The organism is Bacillus silvicola, from assembly GCF_050524305.1.
Lineage (GTDB): Bacteria > Bacillota > Bacilli > Bacillales > Bacillaceae_G > Bacillus_A > Bacillus_A cereus_AT.
This window is the reverse complement of the sequence record NZ_JBNGVC010000001.1, coordinates 1,062,257-1,087,001: the sequence shown is the minus strand read 5'-3', so window position 1 is coordinate 1,087,001 and position 24,745 is coordinate 1,062,257. Positions and strand designations below refer to the sequence as shown.

The following is a 24,745-nucleotide window of genomic DNA, read 5'->3' as shown; positions in this document are numbered from 1 at the left end:
ATATATGTAAGTTTATTAATAAAGGAAGATTTCACATTTTCCACACATTTATTTGTTATTTTACAATTATAACGAAATCATCCGAAGATGGAGGGAATCTTTTGAGAAAGTTTATTTTTCTTCTCTGTTTTTTATTTCTATTAGTGGGGTGTCAAGGAAGTTCATATACACCAATTGCTAAAGGTAAAAATGTTATTATAACAACGAATATAAAAGAAGGTAGTATTAGTTTTATTGATAAAAAATCTAAAAAATTAATCACGACATGGGAATTAAATGAACCGATGGCAGGAATTGCACTACTTCCAAATAATGAGGAAATACTTGTATACGGCAAGCAGTTAGAATATATGTATGTATACTCACTAACAGAAGGAAGACAGGTGGACAAATATAAGACTGGAAAAGGAATTGTGAATGTAGTCGTATCAGAAGACAAAAAACAATTATTTGCTGCCGATCAAAATGCTCAAAAGGTAAGGTTCTTTACGATAAAAGGGAAAGAGACAGGGAGTGTTTCAACAGGAAAAGGACCAATAACGATGGTAGAGCATGATAAGCGATTAACCGTGCTAAACTTTTATGATACGAAACTAACGACAATTGATACAAAGAAAAAAGAGGTTATACAATCCTTTATGATTCCCCCGGCATCAACAGGAGCAACGGTTAGCGCTGATGGGAAAGAAATATGGATTGGTGGACATGGTGATGGAAGTCAAGTGAATGAGAAAGTATTAGTGTATTCTTTACAGAGCGGAGAGATGGTGCGTTCTTTACATGCTCCATTTATGCCTGTGAATATAACAAAGGATGATAAGTATGTATATGCGCTAAGTCACGGTTCAAATACGCTTAGAAAGTTTGATGTTAGCACGTATCAAGAGGTAGCTTCTGTAGAAGTAGGATCAAACCCATTTTCATTTTTGAAAAGCGGAACAGAAGGGTATGTAGCTAGTTATGATGGCGATGAAGTATGCGTTATGGATATGAAGAATATGAAAATAAAACAAACAATTAAAGTCGGCAAAGGACCGTTTCAACTCATAGAGAGAGAAGGGGAAGGGCAATGAGTAAATATAAAGTGCTAGTTGTAGATGACGAAAGTGATATGAGACAACTTGTCGGAATGTACTTAGATAACTTCGGATACGAGTGGGGAGAAGCTGAAAATGGAAAAGAAGCACTTCAAAAATTAGAGAATGATCATTATGATTTCGTCGTACTAGATATAATGATGCCAGAGATGGATGGACTTTCAGTTTGTAAAGAGATTCGAAAAACATCGGATGTACCGATTATATTTTTAACAGCAAAAGGTGAAGAGTGGAATAGAGTAAACGGCTTACGTATGGGAGCCGATGATTATATTGTAAAGCCATTTAGTCCAGGGGAGTTAATTGCTCGTATGGAAGCTGTACTAAGACGGTATACAAAGCAAGAGCAGCAAGAGGAGATTCAATTTGGCCCGATCCTTATTAATGAAAAAAGTAGACGAATTGAGACGGATGGACAAGTAGTGTCACTTACAGTTAAAGAGTTTGATTTACTATATTTTCTTTGCCAACATAATGGACAAGTATTTAGTCGGGAGCAATTGCTTGAAAAAGTATGGGGATATGATTATGCAGGAAGTACAAGAACAGTAGATACGCATGTGAAAACGATGCGTCTAAAGCTCGGAGAAAGTGGAAACTACATTCAAACCGTTTGGGGTGTAGGTTATAAATTTGAGGTGTAACGTATGTTTACGATGGTACAAAAGCTTTGGCTTACAGTAGTATGTGCAGTATGTGTAACAGTTTCTTTTCTTTATTTTGTATCTTTATACTCATATGAAAAGCTATACGTGGACAATTTAAAAGATTCATTAGTAATGGAAGGGAAGCGTCTTGCTACGCAATATGATAAATATGAAGGAGTATCCACTTTTGAAGAGAAAGTAAGGGCATACGATCAAATATCTAGTTCAGATGTTCTTTTCGTGTATAATCCGCGTGATTTAAGTGCATGTTTGCCTTTCGATGTGCACCATCATTCTCTTATAAGTGAAGGGGATAGACAGTCACTATTAAATGGAAAAACTGTGACTAAGATAGGGTATGAAGAACATTTTAATCGCAATATTATGGGTGTTGTCATTCCTGTTTTAGATAATAAAAAATTAGTTGGTATTGTATACTCTTATATTCCTTTAAAAAGTATAAAAGATTTAATATTTGATATGGGCCTTATTTTAGCGCCGTTAGCACTGGCTATGATTCTAATTACAATATGGATTGGTAGAAAAATTATTATTGCTATCACAAGACCACTTTCGCAAATGGAGCGGGTTGCAAATCATTTGGCTACTGGAGATTTCTCAGAGCGGATTACAATTTCTTCAGAAGATGAAATCGGACGATTGGGAAAAGCGTTTAATAAAATGGCAAATTCTTTAGAAACAGAAGATGTAAAGCGTAAGGAGTTTTTAGCTAATGTTTCGCATGAGCTTAGAACACCACTTAGTTATATTAAAGGATATAGTGAAGCTATTTTAGACGGTGTGGCAAAGGGGCCGCAGCAGGAAAAAGTAACGCAACTCATCCATAAAGAAGCAGATCGCATGCAGCGCCTCGTTCATGATTTATTAGATTTAGCGCAGCTAGAAGGTGAACACTTTCCTCTAAAGAAACAACCTATCGTTTTTTCACAGCTTATTGAAGACGTACTTGATACGTACGAGTTACAGTTTATAGAAAAAAAACTTCGTATTTCAACGAATTTAAATCCTGAAATTATCGTAATGATTGATGATGATCGTATGCAACAAGTACTTCATAATGTGTTAGATAATGCGATACGTTATACAAATCAAAACGGGGATATCATAATAACATTAAAGCAAATTGATGATTACTGCGAATTGCACATAAAAGATACAGGAATAGGTATTGATACAGAGCATTTAGAAAGTCTCGGGGAACGCTTTTACCGAGTAGATAAAGCGAGAAGTCGTCAACATGGTGGCACAGGTTTAGGCCTTGCAATTGTAAGACAAATTGTTCATATACATGATGGTGAGTGGAGAATAGAAAGTGAAAAAGGTAAGGGAACGGCAGTTATTATTAAATTAAAAGTACAAGATGAGGAGAGCATGTTCTAACTTCGGAGATATGCTCTTTATAGTTACACGGAAATATATTAATTAATATCTAACAAATATCAAAAATTTGACTATTTTATGAACAAAACATTTGTACTTCTTACTAATTCGTTCTAAAATAGTTATGGATGCTAAGTTCTTATAAAACGTTACAATTGTTGTTTGGAAGATACTGAGGTGATTTAACTGGAGTACAAATCTATTAAACCAAAAAAAATTTACGAAGAAGTATCTGAAGCTATTTTAACAATGATTAAAAATGGTACGTTAAAACCTGGTGACAAGCTACTTCCTGTTCATCAATTAGCAGAGCAGTTTCAAGTTGGCAGATCTGCAGTTCGTGAAGCGCTAAGTGCGCTCAGAGCAATGGGCTTAATTGAAATGAAACAAGGAGAAGGTACATATGTAAAGAATTTCGATTCTTCTTCATTAACAAAATCATTAAATAATAAATTATTAATGAAGAAAGAGGATATTTTGAATTTATTAGAAGTACGGAAGGTGCTTGAAGTGGGGGCAGTTCGAGCAGCTGCGGCAAAACGTACGGATGATAATTTGCAAAATATGAAACATTGGTTAGATGAAATGGCAAAAAGCATTGGAGATGAAAAAGCTGGTGAAAAAGCAGACTTTCAGTTCCATATGGGAATCGCACAATCTTCGCATAATAGCATCTTACTTGAGCTCATGAATCATGTTTCAGAGATGATTGCTGAAACAATTGGTGAATCAAGACGCATTATTTTATATGGTGAACAAACGACATCAGAACGACTTTTAGAGGAGCATCAATCTATATATGATGCGGTGTTAAAGCAAGATGTGGAATTAGCGCAGCAAGCGATGCTAGATCATTTAACAAATGTAGAACATATTGTCACAGGTAAAAGCGATATAAATTCGTAATTTAATCTTTTAAAAATCTAATTTTCTGATAAAATAGAGAGATTAAGTAAGCGTTTTCTTTGGAAGAGGGAGAGGATAGGCCATGGTTGAGCCTACTTCTTCTAATCTTAGTCATCTGATGACCATATGATTGTTGGCGAAGTTGTAATGAGGGGGAATTATAGTTATGAAAGTTACTTTATTTGTTACTTGTTTAGTCGATATGTTTGAAACAAACGTCGGTAAAGCAACAGTTGAAGTATTGGAGCGTTTAGGTTGTGAAATTGAATTTCCAGAAGCACAAGTTTGTTGTGGTCAGCCTGCTTATAATAGCGGCCATGTAGAAGCAGCAAAAGAAGCGATGAAACATATGATTGAAACTTTCGAAGATGCAGAATATATCGTCACGCCATCTGGCTCTTGTGCGACAATGTTTCATGAGTATCCGCATGTTTTTAAAGATGATCCAAAATGGGCTAAACGTGCACAAAAGGTTGCTGATAAAACATATGAATTTACACAATTTATTGTAGATGTTTTAAAAGTTACAGACGTTGGTGCAAGTTTACCAGGGATTGCTACTATTCATAAATCCTGTCATATGACACGCCTACTCGGAGTAAAAGAGGCACCAGGGATTTTATTATCAAACGTAAAAGGATTAACTGTAAGAGAACTGCCAAACGAGCAAAATTGTTGTGGGTTTGGGGGAACGTTTTCAGTTAAGATGACACCTATTTCTGAGCAAATGGTGGATGAAAAAGTAGATAGTGTAATGGAAACAGGTGCTGATTATTTAATCGGTGCAGATTGTGGATGTTTGTTAAACATTGGCGGACGTATTGAGCGTTTAGGTAAAGAAGTAAAAGTAATGCATATTGCTGAGGTACTGAATAGTCGCTCATGAAGGGGGAACATAAGCTATGTCTATGAAAATCAGTGAGAAAAAATTTAATGATCGCGTAGGCGATGGAATTCAAGATTCGTTTATGCGCGGAGCGGTATCTTCTGCACAAACGAGATTATATACAAATCGATTAAAAGCAGCTGACGAATTAGGAAACTGGGAAGAGTGGCGTGAACTAGGTGAACAAATTCGTCAACATACATTAGAGAATCTTGATTATTATTTAATGCAGTTAAGTGAAAATGTATCAAAAAGAGGCGGTCACGTTTACTTTGCAAAAACGAAAGAGGATGCGGCAAAGTACATTCAAGACGTTGCGAAAAAGAAACAAGCGAAAAAAGTTGTAAAATCAAAATCAATGGTAACTGAAGAAATTAGTATGAACCATGCGCTTGAAGAAATTGGTTGTGAAGTGTTAGAAAGTGACTTAGGAGAGTATATCTTGCAAGTAGATAACGATCCACCTTCACATATTATTGCGCCTGCACTTCATAAAAATAGAACGCAAATTCGCGATGTGTTTAAAGAAAAACTTGGCTATGAAAATTCTGATGATCCATACGAAATGACAAAGTTTGTTCGTAAACAACTTCGTGAAAAATTTATGGATGCGGAAATTGGTGTAACAGGTTGTAACTTCGCTGTTGCAAATACTGGCTCTCTTTGTTTAGTAACGAACGAAGGTAATGCCGATCTTGTTATGTCGATTCCAAAAACTCAAATTGCAGTAATGGGTATGGAACGTATGGTTCCGACAATGGAAGAATTAGATGTTTTAGTTGGTTTACTATGTCGTAGTGCAGTAGGTCAAAAATTAACAAGTTATGTAACAGTAGCAGGACCAATTCAAGAGGAAGAGGTAGATGGACCAGAAGAGTTTCATTTAGTCGTTGTTGATAATGGCCGCTCTCAAATTCTTGGCTCGGAATTCCGTTCAGTATTGCAATGTATTCGTTGTGCTGCTTGTGTTAACGTATGTCCTGTATATCGTCACGTTGGTGGACATTCATACGGCTCTATATATTCAGGACCAATTGGTGCAGTGTTAACACCACTTCTAGGTGGATATGATGATTACAAAGAACTTCCTTATGCATCTAGTTTATGCGGAGCATGTACAGAAGCTTGTCCAGTAAAAATTCCATTGCATGATTTATTATTAAAACATCGTCAAGTTATCGTTGAGCAAGAAGGCCGTGCCCCACTTGCAGAAAAATTAGCAATGAAAATGTTTAGTATGGGTGCTTCTTCAGCAGCTTTATATAAAATGGGATCAAAAATGGCACCAGCAGCAATGAGTCCATTTACATCTGGTAACCGTGTATCAAAAGGCGTTGGACCGCTTAAAAACTGGACAGATATTCGTGAATTCCCGGCTCCAAGTAAAGAAAGATTCCGTGATTGGTATAAAGATCATAAGAAAGGCGGGGACAAATAATGACAGGATTAATTCAAAACCGTGAGTCCTTTCTAGATAATATCGCAAAAGAACTTGGACGCGCGCGTAAAACAGAAGGCGTAGAACGTCCAGCATGGAAAAGTAATGTGAATGTAGAAACGTTAAAGGACTATTCACAAGAAGAATTGTTAGAAGTATTTAAAAATCAATGTACAAACATTCATACAACTGTTGTGGAAACGACAAACGACCGTTTACGTGAAGATATTCAAAAGGTAATCGTCGAAAACGGCGGGGGACCTATTATGTTATCAGCAGATGAACGTTTTGATTCCTATGGATTGACTTCTTTATTTAAAGAAGAGCTTCCAAAGCAAAATGTTGAAGTAAATGTATGGGATCCTGAGAAAAAAGAAGAGAATATGCGTATAGCGGAAAAAGCGAATATTGGAATCGCATTTAGTGATTATACTTTAGCTGAATCTGGTACGATTGTTGTACAGAGTCATAAAGGTCAAGGGCGTTCTTTACACTTTTTACCGACTGTATACTTTGCTATTATTCCACGTGAAACACTTGTACCTCGTATTACGCAAGCAGTTCAGGATATGAACTCACGTGTAGAAAATGGCGAAGCAGTTGCATCTTGTATTAACTTTATAACAGGACCAAGTAACTCTGCAGATATTGAAATGAACCTTGTTGTCGGAGTTCACGGACCATTAAAAGCAGTATATTTCATCGTATAAAATAGGGGAAAGCAGGCCGGAAAACGGCCTGCTTTTTTAATAGAATAAAGATAATATGAAGTAGAAGTTCTCTCCTTTTTTTGCTATGTTCTTCTGGAAAGGAGAGGAAGGGATGTTCACTTATTTATATGCATTGTTAGTGGGGATGGTGTTTGGTTCTTTTTTTATGGTAATCGCAATGAGGGTTCCAGTAGGTGAATCTATTATTACACCGCGTTCGTATTGTCACTACTGCAAGTATACGTTAAAGCCGAAAGAACTTATTCCAATCATTTCATTTTGTATACAAAAAGGGCGTTGTACGAGTTGTAAAAGAAAAATCTCAAGTTTGTACATAGTATTTGAGTTCGTTACAGGGAGTTTATTTTTTCTTACTGTATATGTAATTGGAATAGAACAGGAGCTCATAATCATTTTATCGCTCATTTCTTTACTGCTTATTATTTCAGTTACAGATTTAGTATATATGTTAATACCTAATCGTATTTTAATTTGGTTTGCTTTTTTGCTTATTTTAGAATGTGTTTTTGTACCGTTAGTTACTTGGATAGATAGTATAGCTGGTAGTGGAACTATATTTATTTTGTTATATTGCATGCAAAAGATTTATCCAGCGGGTCTTGGCGGAGGTGATGTGAAATTACTTTCATTACTCGGATTTATAATAGGAGTGAAAGGCATTTTTATAACTTTATTTTTAGCATCTTTCCTTAGTCTTTGTTTTTTCGGAATAGGTATAGCATTAAAACGTATAAAGGTAAGAACTCCAATTCCGTTTGGACCTTTTATTAGCCTTGGAGCAATATGTTACGTATTGGTCATGTATGCAAAATAGAGGAGAGATAGAAAATGAATGTATATATGGATGATCAAAGAAGTTGCCCGTACGGATATGTTTTGGCAACTACAGTAGAATCTACCTTGCGTATGGTTAGGGATAATGAGATAAATATTATTTCCCTTGATTTTAATATGGGATGGCGAAAAAAAAGTGGGTTAGATTTTGTAGAAGCTTTCTGTAGGGAAGGTTTATATGCAAATGAGATTCACCTTCATACAAATGATGTCATCGGCATGCATCAGATGAAACAGAGAATAAAGAGAGGGAAGGAAGAAGGGGAAATTAATCCTTGTATTGTCTTGAAATATGTAGGGAGCTAAAAACTCCAAAGCAAAACTTTGGAGTTTTTAATGTTTCATATGTGCTTGTAAAGGAATAATTTCCTCTGTTTGAGCTGCTACTAATTCAGTTTCTTCTTGTTTAGCAACAGGTGCTTTCTTTGTTAAGTAATGATATACCATACCGACAAATACCGATCCGCCAATAATGTTACCGATTGTAACTGGAATTAAGTTATGAATAGCCCCAGCGAAAGTAATTGTATCAGGATGTGGTGAAACTAAAGATAAGGCAAACAATGATAAGTTTGCAATACTATGCTCATAGCCAGATAAGAAGAATGTGAAAACGAGCATCATTATCATCAATATTTTTGCTGTATCACCTTTTACTTGAGAAGGTAAGAAGCAGGCAAGACATACGAGCCAGTTACATAAAATCGCTTTAAAGAATAATTGCATTGTAGGTGTGTTCATTTTTCCTTCAACGACTGTATTCATTAAATGACCGTGATCGATTGCTCCGAAAATGCCAGTTGCGTAAAATAGTAGGGCAAAGAATAAAGCGCCAGCTAAGTTACCTGCATAACAAGCAATCCAGTTACGAAGTGTATCAGAAATCGTTGTTTCTTTTCGTAAAGTTGCCACTGTGAAATACATTGTATTTCCAGTAAATAATTCAGCACCGCCATACATAATAAGTACGAGAGCAATTCCGAAAAACATGGAAGCAGCTAAATAAGTTGCTGGTGAATCTGCAATGTGAAAAAAGTTACCTAACTTAAAACATAGTACAATAACAAAACCGATATAAATACCAGCAAGTGCAGCACGAATGAAATATTGCATTGGATTTGTATCTAGCATTTGCTTTTTGTTCTTAGCCAGTTTTACAACATAGTCTAATCCTTGTTCTAGCATGAGTAATACGCTCCTTTAGTACATCATCTATAAATACTCCTTATAAGAATAAAGTACATGGAATTGTTCACAGTTTCAATAAGTTTGTGCAATGTTTCACAAAAAGGACATACATAAATTAAGAAAGCGATTACAAAAGGTAGTATAATGGAATTTTTTCTAAAAATAGAGAGGGAATTGAAACAAAAAAGAAAAAGCGCTGTAATTACAGCGCTTTTTCGTCTAAATTCTTTTCTACTTTTACTTCTACTTCTTTCGAGAAGAACCAACCGCCAACTGCGATTCCAACTAATACAATCCAGAATGTAAGTTTCCACGGAGTAGATTCTGGGAATGAATGCGGAATTACATTTAATGCAGGGTGTGCTAATGTATAGATTGCTAACTTCACACCAACCCAACCTACAATTAAGAATGCTGCAGTTTCAAGTCCTGGTTTACGTTTTAATATTTGTACGAAAGCAGTTGCTGCAAATCGCATAATGACTAATCCGATAAGTCCACCTACAAAGATAACAACGAATTGCCCAGTATCAAGACTACCAATTGTACCTAATCCTGTTTTTGGTAAAGTCATTGCTAATGCAACAGCAGCTAAAATTGAATCGACTGCGAAGGCAATATCAGCAACCTCGACTTTAAATACAGTCCACCAAAAGTTCTCTTGTTTTTTCTTTGCTTCTTTTTCTTCTGTATCTTCATCCGTATTCTTTTTAACATACGTTTTAAATAAGTGATTACCAGCGATAAACATAAGGTAAATGGCACCGATTGCTTGCACTTGCCATACATCGACTAAGAACGAAATCATAAATAATGATCCGAATCGGAAAACAAATGCCCCAGCTAATCCATAAAATAGTGCTTTCTTTCGTTTTTCTTCTGGTAAATGTTTTACCATGATTGCGAGAACGAGAGCGTTATCAGCCGCTAAAATCCCCTCTAGTGCAATTAGGATGAGTAATACCCAACCATACTCCAATAATAATGATACATCCATGTACATTCTCCTCTCATTTCTATAAATGCTAAACAAGTGAAGAAGTTCCCCACTGCTTAGCTTCCCCATACTCCTGCGCATCAACGGTGGAAGGAATTGATAAAAACAAAAAAGACCTCTGCCGTTGATAGGCAAAGGTCTTGCTAGACATATGTAATGAAAATGCCAACAAAGCCGGAAGAACTAAGTTCTACGTAATGACGACTTTGTTTCCAAGAAATAGTTCTTGGACGCTACTCCCCTTTGGAGATATGCTATTGTACTCTCATTATATGGATAATTTATACGGTTGTCAACCTGTTAAAATATCTTCGTTTGGATATTTTATTTTTCTTTGTTTTTTACGTGCAAATGAAAAGGCTAATGTTAAAGGCCCCATCTTTCCAAAAAACATCATAAAGATAATAATTGTTTTGCCGATGATTGTTAAGTGTGGCGTCAAATTCATGCTAAGGCCGACAGTTCCAAATGCTGAAAATACTTCAAAAGCACTCATTAATAAAGGAACTCGTTCAGTGATGCTTAAAATTAAAATAGAAAGAAAAATAAACGAAATTGAAATAATGGTAATCGTTAAAGATTTGACAATGAGCGTATCTTTAATGGATTTTTTAAACACGACAATATCATCTTGTTCATGCAAAAATTTAAATACGCCTAAAAACATAATTAAAAAAGTTGTTAACTTAATCCCACCACCAGTTGAAGCACTGCCAGCACCAATAAACATAAGAAGCATCATTAATAAAAGGGAAGGTTTTGATAATGCAGAGATATCAACAGTATTAAACCCGGCAGTGCGCGTCGAAACCGCTTGAAAATAAGCAGCCATACCTTCTTCAAAGGGGGTAAAACCTCTCATGGAAATTGAATTATGAAACTCGAATATAAAAATAAAAGCTGTAGCAATAATATTGACGATTAGAGTAGAAGAGAGCATAAGTTTTGAGTGCAAAGTAAGGTTTTTAAAGTTTTTCTTTCTTTTTATATCTACGATCACTGTAAAACCAATTCCCCCTAAAATAATGAGAGAAGAAATAACAAGATTGACGAGAACGCTATGAGAGTGGGACATTAAATTATCGCTCCATATAGAAAAGCCAGCATTGTTAAAGGCAGAGATAGAATGAAAAAAACTGTAATAGATCCCTTTGGCAATCCCGTATTTTGGTACCCATTCAAAAGAGAGAAGTAAAGTAGCGATACATTCTACAGCAAAAGAAAATAAAAATAATGCTTTTGCAAGACGAATGATTCCACCGACATTTGTTTGGTTTAATGCTTGTTGTAATAAAATTCTGTTTTGAAGACCAATTTTTCTGCCGAGCATGATTGCAATTAAAACAGCAAAGCTCATAATGCCGAGCCCGCCAACCTGTATAAGCGTTAAAATTACACATTGGCCAAATAAGGTAAATACTTTTCCAGTGTCCACAACACCAAGCCCTGTAACCGTACAAGCAGAAACCGTTGTAAATAAGGCATCGAGCCATGAAATAGAAGTTGTTGTAGCAATTGGCAATTTTAATAAGCATGTACCAATAATTGATAGCGTAATAAAAGATAAAGTAAGAACACGGGGAGGGCTCATGCTAATGTTGATCCGTTTCATGTCACATATCGTTCCTTTCAATTTGCTCTTACTAGTATGTGAAGAAGAACTATTATGTATGTTAAAAAAGAAAGAGGCAGAGAATATCTGCCTCTAAGCCATATGCTATATAATTATCCGCGTAATTGTTGTTGAGCTAAAGCAACAAGACGTTTTGTTACTTCACCGCCAACTGAGCCGTTAGAACGAGATGCTGTGTTAGATCCTAAGCTTACACCAAATTCTTGCGCAATTTCATATTTAAATTGTTCAAGCGCTTGTTCTGCACCTGGAACTAGTAATTTGTTTGTTTTTACCATGTTGATACACATCCTTATGAGTAGTCCAGTTCAGCTAAGTACTATCTGAACTGGTACCGTTATTTTATGTGGAAACAACGTGCTCATACGCGGAAGTAATCGGTGTGTTTAGAAGTTCTTGGATAGAAAAAAAGAGTAGCAAATTTGCTACTCTTTTTTCAGTATTGTCGCTGTACCTTCCACGACAATATCATCGGATTGATTATATATGTTTGTTTGCAGCGTAATGATTTTTTTATCGTCACGTTTTTTTATAACTTCTGCCACAACGCGAAGTGTATCACCGATTTTGACAGGAGCACGGAATGAAACGTTTTGAGATAAATAAATCGTATTTTTGCCCGGGAGTTTCGTTCCAAGAATGGTAGAAATAAAACTTGAAACGAGCATGCCATGAGCAATACGTTCTTTGAACATTGTCGTTTTTGCAAAAGAGTCTAGAATATGAATAGGATTTACATCTCCAGTCAATTTTGCGAAATTGATAACGTCCTCATCCGTAATTTTTTTTGTTAGTGATGCTTGATCACCGACTTGAATCTCATCGTAACGAAGCTCCGGAACAGTTTGTGCTTCTTGAAATGGATTCATTTTGTCCTCCTTCTTTTCCATATCGAAAAATGTAAGCCATCTTGATGTAGTAGGAGGAAGAAAGAGTTTTGTTTGTGCTGCAGTTAGTTGCCACATTTTTCTTACTTGATGGAAGTAAATAGATTTTTTGAGTTTTCCTCGAACTGCTTTGCGAGTTCGAGTTGTTTGGACTTGAACTCTCCCAAAAAAACTTCTAACTGTTTTTGAACCTCTTCGCGTTGCGATTGTTGTTGTTCAATAAAGTGTTTTGTTGTTTCTTCAAATTGACCGCTAGTTTGAGTAAGAATAGACAAAGATGTTTTTGTAGGAGAAACAGTAAGTTGATGCATTTGAGTAGAAAGCTCATTCCATTTCCCTTGCCACTCGTTAATTTGATCATTTAAGGAGTTTCCAGTTAATTGCTTCACGTAATCTGTATATTGGTTATTGAACTGAGCTGTGAATTGTTGTAGTTCTTTTTCTAGTTCATTTACTCCTGATGTTAATTTATGCAAAGCGTCTTGTTGTTGTTTTAACGTTTCTAAAGTAAGTTGCTCTAATTGTTTCCCAGCTGAAGAGAAGAGGGAAAGAGATTGAGACCAGTTTTTCCAAAATGCATCGACTAATTCGTATGGTTTAGTTTCCATTGTTTGACCTCCAAATGTTTTTTTGCATATTGTGAACGCAGATTACTCTGCTGTACCACCAGGTGAAGATGAAGAACCCTTTTCATCCTTTTCTGGAGAAGTAGAAAATGGAAAGAATGCATTGGTGTATAACGTGAAAAACGTCCGCAACATATTTTGATAATGTTCAAAAGAAGTCGCACATGTTGATAAATATTGCTCTCCATATTCTGTTAAAGAATAAATTCGTTTCGCTGGCCCGCCTTCACTTGTATCCCAAGTGGAAGAAATGAGATTTTCTTTTTCTAACTTGCGCAATGTTCTATACACATTACCTTGGTCAACAGAAGAAAAGCCGATGTCCATTAGCATTTGAATGAGTTTGTAACCATGAAGACTCCAGTCTTTTAGACAGAGAAGTAAGAAAGGAACTAAGAAGTTTTTTGGCATGGAGTTTGGTTGTTTCGCTTGGTTTTTTTCCAAACTTTCTGGGTGTTCTGGTTCATTATGTAGCATGATTGTGCATCACCTCATGAATCAGTTAGATGGAATTTTTTGCTTATAAGTGCAATTTACACCTATCTGTTTTTAATGTCAATACATTTGTTAGAAAATAAAGAAAAATAAAATATAGACTTGAAGTTTTATTCGGAATATTAGAAAATAGTGAATAGGTTGAATTGTTTCAAAAACGAAAAAGGGAGTGTAGGCGAAGTGATTGATCAAAAATTCGATCCATTGCAAGCATGGAAAAATGCTTATGAACAAACCGAAACATTTTGGGGAAAAGCGCTCAATGAAACAATTAAAACAGAAGAATATTCTGCTTGGATGGGCAGCGTTCTAGATTTGAATTTGTTTTATCAAAAAGCATTAAATGATACGACAAAAAGTTATTTAGAACAAGTGAATGTGCCAACGAAAGAGGATATCGCTAGAGTAGCTACGCTTGTTATTAACTTAGAAAATAAAATTGATAACATCGAGGAAGTTCTAGAAGAGAAAGTGGATTCTTTAGGACAAGCTCCTACATTAAAGCGTGATGTTACGAAAGTAAAACAAGATATTCGCACGTTAGAAACGAAAGTTGATCAAATTCTAGAATTACTAGAAAAGCAAAATGCGGTACTAGCTAAACTACAAGTACCTGTAAAAGAAGAAGTAAAGCCTGCGAATAAGCCAGAAAATAAAAAATGATAAAAGCGTTTGTTTATAACGTGAAAAAGAGAGAGGGAGAATCTCTTTTTCATGAATAAACAACGAAACATAATTAATATATGGACTCTATTAGTATGAGTACCAAAATGATTCATAACAATCGTTCACAAATTCATTTAAGGGGGAAAAGAAATGGTTCAATTAAATGGCAAAGTAGCAATCGTAACAGGTGGGGCAAAAGGAATTGGGAAAGCAATTACAGTAGCATTAGCACAAGAGGGAGCAAAAGTTGTTATTAACTATAATAGCAGTAAAGAAGCGGCTGAAAACTTAGTAAATGAATTAGGAAAAGAAGGACATGACGTTTATGCAGTTCAAGCGGATGTTTCTAAAGTAGAAGATGCAAACAGACTTGTAGAAGAAGCTGTGAATCATTTTGGTAAAGTTGATATTCTTGTTAATAATGCTGGTATTACAAGAGATCGTACATTCAAAAAATTAAATCGTGAAGATTGGGAGCGCGTAATTGACGTGAACTTAAGTAGCGTATTCAATACGACAAGCGCAGTACTTCCATACATATCGGAAGCAGAAGAAGGAAGAATCATTAGTATTTCTTCTATTATTGGCCAAGCTGGTGGATTTGGACAAACAAATTACTCAGCAGCAAAAGCAGGTATGTTAGGATTTACAAAATCATTAGCGTTAGAACTTGCTAAAACAAATGTAACTGTAAACGCAATTTGCCCAGGATTTATTGATACTGAAATGGTAGCAGAAGTACCAGAAGAAGTGCGTCAAAAAATCGTTGCGAAAATCCCGAAAAAACGTTTTGGTCAAGCTGATGAAATTGCAAAAGGTGTAGTATACCTATGCCGTGACGGTGCGTATATCACTGGTCAGCAATTAAACATTAACGGCGGATTATACATGTAATGAAGTAAGAAAAAAGTGCATATCCATAGCAGGAATGCACTTCTTTTTTTAGAAAGAAATCGACCGAAAAGGGGATAAAAAAATGACTACATTCGTAACAGAATGGGAAAAGCAATTAGAGTTGTACCCAGAAGAATATCGCAAAGCATATCGTCGTGTGAAAAGAGCGAGCGAAATTTTATTACGCGAACCAGAACCACAAGTTGGTTTAACACCGAAAGAGGTTATTTGGACGAAGAATAAAACGAAGCTGTATCGTTATATTCCAAAACAAGAAAAAACGCAGAGAGTTCCAATCTTATTAATATATGCTCTTATTAATAAACCATATATTATGGATTTAACTCCAGGAAATAGTTTAGTGGAATATTTAGTAGATCGTGGTTTTGATGTATATATGCTTGATTGGGGCACATTTGGTTTAGAAGATAGTCATTTAAAATTTGATGATTTCGTGTTCGATTATATTGCAAAAGCAGTGAAAAAAGTAATGAGAACTGCAAAATCGGACGAGATTTCTTTACTTGGTTATTGCATGGGTGGAACATTAACATCTATTTATGCAGCACTTCATCCACACATGCCAATTCGTAACTTGATTTTTATGACAAGTCCTTTTGATTTCTCTGAAACAGGATTATACGGTCCTTTACTAGATGAGAAATATTTCAATTTAGATAAAGCGGTTGATACATTCGGAAATATTCCGCCAGAAATGATTGATTTCGGAAATAAGATGTTAAAACCAATTACAAACTTCGTTGGTCCATATGTCGCTTTAGTCGATCGTTCAGAAAATGAGCGCTTCGTCGAAAGCTGGAAGTTAGTTCAAAAATGGGTTGGTGACGGTATTCCATTCCCAGGTGAATCGTATAGACAATGGATTCGTGATTTTTATCAAAATAATAAATTAGTGAAAGGTGAACTCGTTATTCGCGGACAAAAGGTAGACCTTGCAAATATTAAGGCGAATGTCTTAAATATTTCCGCGAAACGTGATCATATTGCTTTGCCATGTCAAGTAGAGGCTTTACTTGATCATATTTCTAGCACAGATAAACAGTATGTATGTTTACCGACAGGACATATGTCTATTGTGTATGGTGGAACGGCTGTAAAGCAAACATATCCGACGGTTGGAAATTGGCTTGAAGAGCGTTCTAATTAAAAAGAAGAAATCCAACTAGCGTATGTTAGTTGGATTTTTTTATGGAAAATGACGAAACATAGGGAGGAGAAAAATACATTGTAGGAGTATAATTATGAAGCTTATGACTGGTAAGTTGTTTTGGAGTGCTGGAGTTTCTGTACCTTGTTATCCAACGTTAGAAAATGATATGATATGTGATGTGCTAGTAATTGGAAGTGGAGAAGCGGGTGCTCATATAGCGTATTCGTTAGCTAAAATTGGAATGCGTGTTATGCTCATTGAAAAAAGAGCAATTGCATGTGGTAGCACAGCTGCAAATACAGGATTATTACAATTTGTTCATGATAAATCGTTGACCTCTCTTATTCATACATTTGGTGAAGCGAAAGGGGGGCGAGCATATAGACTTTGTTATGAAGCGCTTAGAACAATGGAGAAAGTTGTGCCAACTCTCGATATTGATCCCCATTTTATTCCACGAAATAGTTTGTATTATGCAAGTAGAGATGAAGATATTTCATTTTTACAAGAAGAATATAATACGTTACGCCATTATGGGTTTCCGGTTGAATATTTTACAGAGTCTGATATTAAGAAGCGTTATTCATTTGCAAAACAAGCGGCGTTATATACAAACGGTGATGCAGAAGTGAATCCATATTTATTAGCGCATAGTCTTTTGCATAAAGCGAAACAAATGGGTGCTACTATATATGAGCATACAGAGGCATTACATATTAAACAAATCCAAAATGATTTAATTTGTTACACGAACACAGGAAATAAAATCGTAGCAAAGAATATTATTATGGCGACAGGTTATGAAGCAATCTTTGGAAAGAAAGAAAAAAACACAACAGTAGAAACGTCTTATGCTGTTGTAACAAATAAAATAGATTATTTTGAAGGCTGGCATGAGCAATCATTAATTTGGGAAACAGCACGGCCTTACTTATATTTTCGAACGTATCAAAACCGCATTATTGTAGGTGGATTAGATGAAGCGATGCAAATTCAATCAATTGGTGATACGAAATTATTGCATAAGCGTGATATCCTTATTAACATTGTAAAAGAAATGTTCCCGCAATATAAAAATATACAGGCAGAGTACTATTGGGCAGCAGCATTTGGTGGCAGTCATGATGGTCTCCCTATTTTAAAAGAAGATAAAGAAATACATAATTTATATTACGCACTGCCGTATGGGGGAAATGGAACTGTATACGGAATGGTATTTGCGAAACTATTTCAGCAGTTATTTACAAATGAAGAAAGTGATGATTTTTCTTTATTTAATCGATAGAAAAAGGTAGCGAAGTGATGGAATGAGAGATATAAAAAAGTTTTTACAAAAATTACGTCCCGTGCAACTTATCGTTGTATTTTATTTACTAGCGGTAGTTGTATCGGTAATTTTACTTAGTTTGCCATTTGTTACGAAGCCTGGTGTGAAATGGACATTTATAGATGCGCTGTTTACATCTGTTAGTGCCGTAAGTGTTACGGGACTTTCTGTTGTTACTATTTCAGATACGTTTACAACAGCAGGAATTATTGTTTTAGCCTTGATTTTACAATTGGGCGGATTAGGAATTATGGCACTTGGTACATTCGTTTGGATTATAACGGGTAAAAAGATTGGTTTGCAAAGAAGAAGGTTAATTATGGCAGACCATAACCAAGGAAATTTATCGGGCCTTGTAGAATTAATGCGTTCTATTTTAATTGTAATTATTTCGATAGAACTCATTGGAGCAATACTGTTAGGTACAAGATTTTTACTATATTTTCCGACTTGGCAAGAAGCTTATTTTCACGGTTTCTTTGCTGCTGTGAGTGCAACAACGAACGGAGGATTTGATTTAACAGGACAATCACTTATTCCGTACAAAAAAGATTACATTGTTCAAATGATTCATATGTTGCTTATTATTTTAGGAGCTATTGGTTTTCCGGTGTTAATGGAAGTAAAGCAATTCCTTAGTAAAAGGCGACAGCAACTATTTCGCTTTTCATTATTTACAAAATTGACGACAACGACATTTTTTGCACTCGTTATTGTTGGAACAATTATGATTTTTCTATTAGAACGAAATCATTTTTTAGTAGGAAAGTCATGGCATGAAACGGTATTTTATACGCTATTCCAATCTGTGACGACGCGAAGTGGTGGACTCGCTACAATGGACATCCGTGAATTATCACAACCAACGCTTTTATTTATGAGTATATTAATGTTCATTGGAGCATCTCCAAGCTCAGTTGGGGGCGGAATACGTACAACAACATTTGCTGTTAGTATATTATCGTTATATACATTTGCAAGGGGCGGGAGAACAGTCCGAGTTTTCAAACGTCAGCTACATGAAGAGGATGTGTTGAAAGCATCTGTCGTTATGACGATGGGGATTTTATTATGTGCCTCGGCGCTGTTTATTTTATCCATTACAGAAAATGTACCACTTATGAACTTAATAGTTGAAGTTTGTTCTGCTTTCGGGACAACGGGACTATCAACAGGTATTACTCCTGAATTAACAACTGTTGGTAAACTTGTACTCATTGTACTTATGTTTATCGGACGCGTCGGTATTTTAACATTTATATTAGCTAGTGGCGGAAGAGAGCAACCACCTCGCTATAAATATCCGAAAGAGAGAATTATTATTGGATAGTATGAAACCATTCTACCTATGTTAGGTAGAATGGTTTTTTAGTCGTTAATTCCAAATTGAGGATGCATAAAAGCATCATTTTTCTTATCAACTTCGTTTTTAAGTAGTTCTTGATTTTCTTCTGAAATCCACCCAATATCATTTGTAGGATGTATCCATTCTTCCCCAGCCATAATGGCAGGATCTACCTCATCACTCCAATTATTAAGAGGACTGTTAGTGGAATCGTATTTACTGTCTCCAATTACAACATCATATTGATTTATAAAAGGTTGTTGCATCTTTTTGCCCGTGCCTTTAAAAGATGGAAAATTCATTTGATGAGGGAGCGTTTCGTCTAAAATTGGCGATTGGATCGTTTCTTTCTCCTTCAAAGTCATCGCTCCTTTTTGTAATGGCTTGTTCGTATGTAGTATTTCCATATATAAGCTCTTATGTACTTGTTAACACTTCCCAGTAATAATTACTTTAAGTTGTTTCAAACTAGAATAGAAAGTTATTTAGTGAGAGCAGGTGAGTATGTTGGTAAAAAGGAAAGTAAAACAAAATGCAGCAATTAATAATAATAAAACTCCGAAAGAAAGCTTACCCGATGCAGAATTTGCAGTAGAGTATGAAGGAGAAAATAGTGCGAAGTACGCAAATCGTAATTCAAAAAAAGGTAAACAAAAATGAGGCGTTTTTTACAAACGCCTCATTTTTTTGTGGGATTATAAAGGTTTTTTTAATTATTTGTAAATTTCACGATTGATATTAGCAGAAAAATGAGAAAAAACATAGAAGTAGCAACGTATTACACAAAAACAAACAACAAACAAAAGATTAATGTTGGTTTAATACTGCTTTTACACTAGTTGTTTATATTTGAGTTGTACATAAGATTTGTAAAAGGAGAGAGAGACAGTGAAAAAAACAATCTTTAAAGCTGTAGCAACTGGAATGGTATTTTCGTTATTAATGGGGTGTGGTGCAAAGAAAGAAGAAAGTGCTGGGGCAAAAGTAAAAGATGATAAATTATCTGGATCATTAACTGTTTACACAGCGATTGAAGAAGAACTTGTACCAATTTATCTTGATTCTTTTAAAAAGAAATATCCAGATGTGAAGTTGAACATTGTACGTGATTCAACAGGAGTAATTACTGCGAAATTGCTAGCTGAAGGAAAAAATACACAAGCAGATGTTGTATGGGGAACTGCAGCGTCTAGTCTATTAGCTTTAGATAAAAAAGATATGTTAAAAGGATACTCTCCAAAAGGAGCAGATCGTGTTCTTCCGCAATTTAAAGATGATAAGCAACCAGAAAAATGGGTAGGAAATACTGCATTTATGACGGGGATTGCTGTGAATAAAGAAGAATTGAAGAAGAAAAATTTACCGATGCCAGAATCATATGAAGATTTAACGAAACCAGAATATAAAGGAACACTAGTTATGCCACATCCAGCTTCTTCTGGAACAGGATTTTTAACAGTTTCTGCATGGCTACAAATTATGGGAGAAGATAAGGGCTGGGATTACATGAAGAAACTTCATGATAATATGGCAACTTATACTCATTCAGGTTCAAAACCAGCGAAATTAGCAGGTGCAGGTGAATATCCAGTTGGTGTATCAATGGTTTATAGTGCTTTGAAAGAGAAACAAAAAGGTGCACCAGTTGAAGTTGTATTGCCGAAAGAAGGATTAGGTTGGGAAGTAGAAGCGAACGCACTTATTAAAAAAGATAATGCAAAAAATGATAAATTAGCGCAAGCATTTTTAGATTGGGCAATTACTGATGATGTAATGAAGTTATACTTCGAGAAAAATGGATTTGCGACAATTAAAAATGATTATAAACTTCCAGATGGATTCCCTAAAGATGTGACAGAAAAGTTATATAAAAAGAATGACTTTAAGTGGGCAGCAGAAAATCGTGACAAAATTTTAGAAAAATGGGAAAAAGAGTTTGGTCAAAAAGCAGAACCGAAAAAGTAAGTGAGTGGGAGAGAGAAAAAATGAGCGAATATTTATCAATTCAACACATTCAAAAACAGTTTGATGCATTTACAGCGTTAAAAGATATTTCTTTTACTGTGAAAAAAAATGAGTTTGTATGTTTATTAGGCCCAAGTGGTTGTGGGAAAACAACATTGCTTCGAATTTTAGCAGGGCTAGAAGAGGCAACAACAGGTAGTATAGCTGTGGATGGAAAAGATATTACAGCATTACCTCCCGGAAAGAGGAACTTCGGAATGGTGTTTCAATCGTATGCATTATTTCCGAATTTAACAGCACTTGAAAACATTGAATACGGCTTAAAGACAAAAAAATATGGAAAAGCAGAAGTAAAAGAGAAGGCGCTATCGGCGTTAGAACTTGTTGATTTGCTGAATGTAAAAGATAAATATCCTGCTCAAATGTCTGGTGGACAACAGCAGCGAGTGGCACTTGCACGTGCGCTCGCTCTGTCTCCCGATATTCTGTTACTCGATGAGCCGTTATCAGCTTTAGATGCAAAAGTGCGTGAAAAGTTGCGTAGAGAAATGCGCGATTTGCAAGAAAAAGTGGGAGTAACAACTATTATGGTAACGCATGATCAAGAAGAGGCATTAACAATGGCTGATAAAATTGTTGTAATGAATCATGCGGAAATTATGCAGATTGGAACACCAGAGGAGATTTATCAAAGACCAGCCAATCCGTTTGTGGCAGATTTTATTGGTTCTATTAATTTCTTTTCGAAAAATAACGAAGAACATGCAATTCGTCCGGAACATGTAACAGTTGTACAAAATAATGGTATTAAAACAGTTGTAGAAAGCATGGAATTTCGCGGCTCTGTATACCGGACGGAAGTGCGGGTTATAGAAGAGAAAACACACCTTTATAACGAGAAAATTGTAGTGGATATATTGGCATCAGAAGTAGAGGAAACTGCTATTAGAAAAGGAAAGCCAATTCAAATCTCTTTCTCAGAAAATCATATGTTGTCATATGGAAAGAAGGTCATTGTATAGATGGAGATGTTAGAAAATTTAAAGGTGGAAAGTGCGAAAAAAAAGATTAAAAGACGTATCGGTAAAGAAGAGTGGATACAAAGACTATTAATTATTGGTATGCTTCTTTCATTTTTTATCATGCTTGTATTGCCTCTATTACAACTATTTACACAAGCCTTTTACGATAAAGACGGAGCTTTCGTTGGTGTTGCGAATTTCAGTAAATATTTCACAACACCAACGCTAGTACAATCATTACAAAATACGATATGGATTTCGGGCGCTACAACAATTATTTCAGTTACACTCGCGTTCGCTTATGCATATGCGATTGCTCGTACCAATGTTTTTGGAAAGCGCGTATTTCAATACGTAGCATTATTACCATTATTCGCACCGACGATGATGCACGGTATTGCGCTTACATATTTATTTGGTAATCAAGGATTAATAACAAAAGGGATGTTTGGTTTATTTGAAGGAATACAAATACCGTTATACGGACCAGTAGGAATTGTAATGGCTGAAGTTATGTATACATTTCCACAAGCATTCCTTATTTTATTAATTGCTTTCCAAGGTTCTGATTATCGTTTATATGAAGCTTCTAATATGTTAGGTGCAAGTAAAGCGAAGCAGTTTCTTACGGTTACCTTACCTAGTGTGAAATACGGATTAATTAGTGCGATGTTCGTTGTATTTACACTTAGTTTCACTGATTTTGGGGCACCCAAAATTGTTGGTGGACAATATAATGTGCTTGCTACTGACGTATATAAGCAAGTAATTGGACAGCAAAATATGTCCATGGGCGCAACTGTCGGAATGATTTTATTAATCCCAGCTATTTTCGCATTTGCAGTTGATCGTATTACGCAAAGGAAACAGGCGAATCTCTTATCTTCAAAAGCAGTACCTTACAGAATAATAAATAATAAGAAAAGAGATGTTATTTCATTCGTATATTGTAGCGTAGTAACGCTTATGATCATGCTTTTATTTGTGGCAGTTGGTATTGCTGCAAGTGTGAAAGTATGGCCATATAATATGAGTTTTACATTTGAGCATTTTAATTTTTCAAGTTTGACAGGAGACGGACTTGAAGCATTTAAAAATAGTGTAATTGTCTCAGCCGTTACGGCAGTTATCGGGGCGATTTTAACATTTGTGTTCGCTTATGCGATTGAAAAAATAGAACAGCTACAATTTTTAAGAAAAGTGGGTTATTTCTTCTCAATTGTACCGTTAGCGATTCCTGGATTAGTACTTGGATTAGGATATGTCTTTTTCTTCAGTCAACCAACAATTCAAATTCTAGGACTTTCAATAACAAATCCGTTTCATTCTTTATATGGCACAATTGCCGTTTTAGTATTAGTAAATATCATTCATTTCTACTCTGTAACATTCGTTACGGCAACGACGGCTTTAAAGAAACTAGACCGAGAGTTTGAGCTTGTTTCGCAGTCGATGAGCATACCGTTTTATAAAACTTTCTTTCGAGTAACGGTACCGATGTGTTTACCAGCCATTTTAGAAATGGTTATGTACTACTTCGTAAATTCAATGGTAACTGTATCGGCAGTCGTGTTCTTGTATGCGGCTGATTTTAAACTAGCTGCTGTATCAATTGTAAATATGGATGATGCAGGAAATGTAGCACCAGCAGCTGCAATGAGTGTACTTATTGTTGTTACAAATATTGTAGTGAGAGTTGTATATGAATGGGGAACGAAAGCACTTCGTAACCGAACGTCACAATGGCAAAAAAGATAAGTAAGAAGGGTGATGGATAGAATGAAAATAGAAGCAGTTATTTTTGATTGGGCAGGTACGACAGTTGATTACGGATGTTTTGCACCACTGGAAGTATTTATGAAAATTTTTCATAAACGTGGTGTTAAAATTACAGCAGAAGAAGCACGTAAGCCAATGGGATTATTAAAAATAGATCATGTAAGAGCACTAACAGAAATGCCTCGTATCGCGAATGAGTGGAAGCATGTTTTCGGACAATTACCAACAGAAGCAGACATTCATGAGATGTATAAAGAATTTGAAGAAATTCTCTTTGCTATTTTGCCAAACTATGCCACGCCAATTGATGGGATAAGAGAAGTGATGGCTTCATTACGTAAAAGAGGCATTAAAATCGGCTCAACAACTGGCTATACGAGAGAAATGATGGACATTGTTGCAAAAGAAGCAAAATTACAAGGGTATAAACCTGATTTTCTTGTGACGCCAGATGATGTTCCAGCAGGTCGTCCGTACCCGTGGATGTGCTATAAAAATGCGATGGAACTTGGTGTGTATCCGATGAATCATATGATAAAAGTGGGAGACACGGTGTCAGATATGAAAGAGGGCAGAAATGCTGGGATGTGGACTGTTGGCGTAATTCTCGGTAGTAGTGAGCTCGGCTTAAGCGAGTGGGAAGTTGAAACTATGGATCCGGTAGAACTTCATGAAAAGATGGAAGTAGTTCGTAATCGTTTCGTTGAAAACGGGGCTCATTTTACGATTGAAACGATGCAAGAACTGGAGAACGTAATTGAACATATCGAGAAACAAGAACTTATTATTTCATAAAAGGGGCACGGGATC

At 35.7% G+C, this 24,745-nt stretch carries 27 protein-coding genes and 1 riboswitch; of the genes, 19 read left to right on the top strand and 8 right to left on the bottom strand.

All coding sequences use genetic code 11. The features are described from left to right. Positions 1-101: 101 nt before the first annotated feature. The 9 genes from ACP6L7_RS05755 (at position 102) to ACP6L7_RS05715 (ending at position 8,246) form a co-directional block, all read left to right on the top strand. Positions 102-1,073: a YncE family protein gene (locus ACP6L7_RS05755; protein WP_097830144.1), complete on the top strand. Its 972-nt coding sequence runs from the start codon at positions 102-104 to the stop codon at positions 1,071-1,073. Further along, positions 1,070-1,741: a response regulator transcription factor gene (locus tag ACP6L7_RS05750; RefSeq protein WP_097830145.1), complete on the top strand. Its 672-nt coding sequence runs from the start codon at positions 1,070-1,072 to the stop codon at positions 1,739-1,741. The genes ACP6L7_RS05755 and ACP6L7_RS05750 overlap by 4 nt, the downstream gene beginning before the upstream one ends. Before the next feature lie 3 nt (positions 1,742-1,744). Next, complete coding sequence (locus ACP6L7_RS05745) at positions 1,745-3,145, top strand: sensor histidine kinase (RefSeq protein WP_097830146.1); 1,401 nt, start codon at positions 1,745-1,747, stop codon at positions 3,143-3,145. Positions 3,146-3,361: 216 nt separating this feature from the next. Next, positions 3,362-4,051, top strand: coding sequence for a FadR/GntR family transcriptional regulator (locus tag ACP6L7_RS05740; RefSeq protein WP_255257118.1), 690 nt, complete (start codon positions 3,362-3,364; stop codon positions 4,049-4,051). Positions 4,052-4,217: 166 nt separating this feature from the next. Then, positions 4,218-4,937, top strand: coding sequence for a (Fe-S)-binding protein (locus tag ACP6L7_RS05735; RefSeq protein ID WP_071770241.1), 720 nt, complete (start codon positions 4,218-4,220; stop codon positions 4,935-4,937). A gap of 16 nt (positions 4,938-4,953) precedes the next feature. Continuing rightward, positions 4,954-6,375, top strand: coding sequence for a LutB/LldF family L-lactate oxidation iron-sulfur protein (locus ACP6L7_RS05730; protein WP_000061921.1), 1,422 nt, complete (start codon positions 4,954-4,956; stop codon positions 6,373-6,375). Next, entirely contained in the window at positions 6,375-7,085 is a 711-nt protein-coding gene (locus ACP6L7_RS05725) for a LutC/YkgG family protein (RefSeq protein ID WP_097830148.1), read from the top strand. Before ACP6L7_RS05730 ends, ACP6L7_RS05725 begins: the two co-directional genes overlap by 1 nt. A 112-nt stretch (positions 7,086-7,197) precedes the next feature. Continuing rightward, complete coding sequence (locus tag ACP6L7_RS05720; protein WP_097830149.1) at positions 7,198-7,920, top strand: prepilin peptidase; 723 nt, start codon at positions 7,198-7,200, stop codon at positions 7,918-7,920. A gap of 14 nt (positions 7,921-7,934) precedes the next feature. After that, complete coding sequence (locus ACP6L7_RS05715) at positions 7,935-8,246, top strand: cyclic-phosphate processing receiver domain-containing protein (RefSeq protein WP_097830150.1); 312 nt, start codon at positions 7,935-7,937, stop codon at positions 8,244-8,246. A 27-nt stretch (positions 8,247-8,273) separates the two neighbouring features. On the opposite strand, the gene ACP6L7_RS05710 is transcribed toward ACP6L7_RS05715, so the two are convergent. From ACP6L7_RS05710 to phaQ, 7 genes are all read right to left on the bottom strand, one after another. After that, positions 8,274-9,125, bottom strand: a complete 852-nt coding sequence (locus ACP6L7_RS05710; RefSeq protein WP_097830151.1) for a formate/nitrite transporter family protein — start codon at positions 9,123-9,125, stop codon at positions 8,274-8,276. Between the two features lie 205 nt (positions 9,126-9,330). Continuing rightward, positions 9,331-10,125, bottom strand: coding sequence for a TerC family protein (locus tag ACP6L7_RS05705; protein ID WP_141533329.1), 795 nt, complete (start codon positions 10,123-10,125; stop codon positions 9,331-9,333). Between the two features lie 79 nt (positions 10,126-10,204). Next, positions 10,205-10,379, bottom strand: a riboswitch (yybP-ykoY riboswitch). Positions 10,380-10,417: 38 nt separating this feature from the next. Then, complete coding sequence (locus ACP6L7_RS05700) at positions 10,418-11,737, bottom strand: TrkH family potassium uptake protein (protein ID WP_097830153.1); 1,320 nt, start codon at positions 11,735-11,737, stop codon at positions 10,418-10,420. Positions 11,738-11,850: 113 nt separating this feature from the next. Continuing rightward, entirely contained in the window at positions 11,851-12,036 is a 186-nt protein-coding gene (locus ACP6L7_RS05695; protein WP_000241212.1) for an alpha/beta-type small acid-soluble spore protein, read from the bottom strand. A gap of 147 nt (positions 12,037-12,183) precedes the next feature. Next, complete coding sequence (locus ACP6L7_RS05690; protein ID WP_001067911.1) at positions 12,184-12,627, bottom strand: MaoC family dehydratase; 444 nt, start codon at positions 12,625-12,627, stop codon at positions 12,184-12,186. Between the two features lie 101 nt (positions 12,628-12,728). Then, positions 12,729-13,253 carry a polyhydroxyalkanoic acid inclusion protein PhaP gene (phaP, locus tag ACP6L7_RS05685; protein WP_000448600.1) on the bottom strand — a complete coding sequence of 175 codons (525 nt, stop codon included), beginning with the start codon at positions 13,251-13,253 and terminating at the stop codon, positions 12,729-12,731. A 42-nt stretch (positions 13,254-13,295) separates the two neighbouring features. Then, on the bottom strand, positions 13,296-13,748 hold the full coding sequence (gene phaQ, locus ACP6L7_RS05680) for a poly-beta-hydroxybutyrate-responsive repressor (RefSeq protein WP_097830154.1): 453 nt from the start codon (positions 13,746-13,748) through the stop codon (positions 13,296-13,298). Positions 13,749-13,946: 198 nt separating this feature from the next. Here phaQ and phaR point away from each other — a divergent pair, with 198 nt between their 5' ends. The 5 genes from phaR to ACP6L7_RS05655 all read left to right on the top strand — a co-directional run bounded on the left by phaR (position 13,947) and on the right by ACP6L7_RS05655 (position 19,154). Further along, entirely contained in the window at positions 13,947-14,429 is a 483-nt protein-coding gene (gene phaR, locus ACP6L7_RS05675) for a polyhydroxyalkanoic acid synthase subunit PhaR (protein ID WP_097830155.1), read from the top strand. Positions 14,430-14,582: 153 nt separating this feature from the next. Then, entirely contained in the window at positions 14,583-15,326 is a 744-nt protein-coding gene (locus tag ACP6L7_RS05670) for an acetoacetyl-CoA reductase (protein ID WP_000250411.1), read from the top strand. Between the two features lie 82 nt (positions 15,327-15,408). Beyond that, complete coding sequence (gene phaC, locus ACP6L7_RS05665; protein WP_071744751.1) at positions 15,409-16,494, top strand: class III poly(R)-hydroxyalkanoic acid synthase subunit PhaC; 1,086 nt, start codon at positions 15,409-15,411, stop codon at positions 16,492-16,494. 94 nt (positions 16,495-16,588) lie between these two features. Then, positions 16,589-17,782 carry an NAD(P)/FAD-dependent oxidoreductase gene (locus ACP6L7_RS05660; RefSeq protein ID WP_097830156.1) on the top strand — a complete coding sequence of 398 codons (1,194 nt, stop codon included), beginning with the start codon at positions 16,589-16,591 and terminating at the stop codon, positions 17,780-17,782. A gap of 22 nt (positions 17,783-17,804) precedes the next feature. Continuing rightward, a complete protein-coding gene (locus ACP6L7_RS05655) occupies positions 17,805-19,154 on the top strand; it encodes a TrkH family potassium uptake protein (RefSeq protein WP_097830157.1) in 1,350 nt (449 codons plus the stop codon). A gap of 38 nt (positions 19,155-19,192) precedes the next feature. On the opposite strand, the gene ACP6L7_RS05650 is transcribed toward ACP6L7_RS05655, so the two are convergent. Further along, a complete protein-coding gene (locus ACP6L7_RS05650; protein ID WP_000404296.1) occupies positions 19,193-19,576 on the bottom strand; it encodes a DUF3905 domain-containing protein in 384 nt (127 codons plus the stop codon). Positions 19,577-19,676: 100 nt separating this feature from the next. Between ACP6L7_RS05650 and ACP6L7_RS05645 the strand changes: the two genes are divergently transcribed. The 5 genes from ACP6L7_RS05645 (at position 19,677) to phnX (ending at position 24,730) form a co-directional block, all read left to right on the top strand. Further along, a complete protein-coding gene (locus ACP6L7_RS05645; RefSeq protein ID WP_000240801.1) occupies positions 19,677-19,829 on the top strand; it encodes a hypothetical protein in 153 nt (50 codons plus the stop codon). 228 nt (positions 19,830-20,057) lie between these two features. Then, the gene (locus ACP6L7_RS05640) at positions 20,058-21,134 is read left to right on the top strand and encodes a putative 2-aminoethylphosphonate ABC transporter substrate-binding protein (RefSeq protein ID WP_000750898.1); all 1,077 of its coding nucleotides are present in this window, start codon (positions 20,058-20,060) and stop codon (positions 21,132-21,134) included. Between the two features lie 20 nt (positions 21,135-21,154). After that, positions 21,155-22,156 (top strand): putative 2-aminoethylphosphonate ABC transporter ATP-binding protein, encoded by a 1,002-nt coding sequence (locus ACP6L7_RS05635; protein ID WP_071744756.1) that lies wholly within the window; start codon positions 21,155-21,157, stop codon positions 22,154-22,156. After that, positions 22,157-23,914 (top strand): putative 2-aminoethylphosphonate ABC transporter permease subunit, encoded by a 1,758-nt coding sequence (locus ACP6L7_RS05630; protein ID WP_141533330.1) that lies wholly within the window; start codon positions 22,157-22,159, stop codon positions 23,912-23,914. A 21-nt stretch (positions 23,915-23,935) separates the two neighbouring features. Continuing rightward, positions 23,936-24,730, top strand: a complete 795-nt coding sequence (gene phnX, locus ACP6L7_RS05625; RefSeq protein ID WP_097830158.1) for a phosphonoacetaldehyde hydrolase — start codon at positions 23,936-23,938, stop codon at positions 24,728-24,730. Positions 24,731-24,745 lie beyond the last annotated feature (15 nt).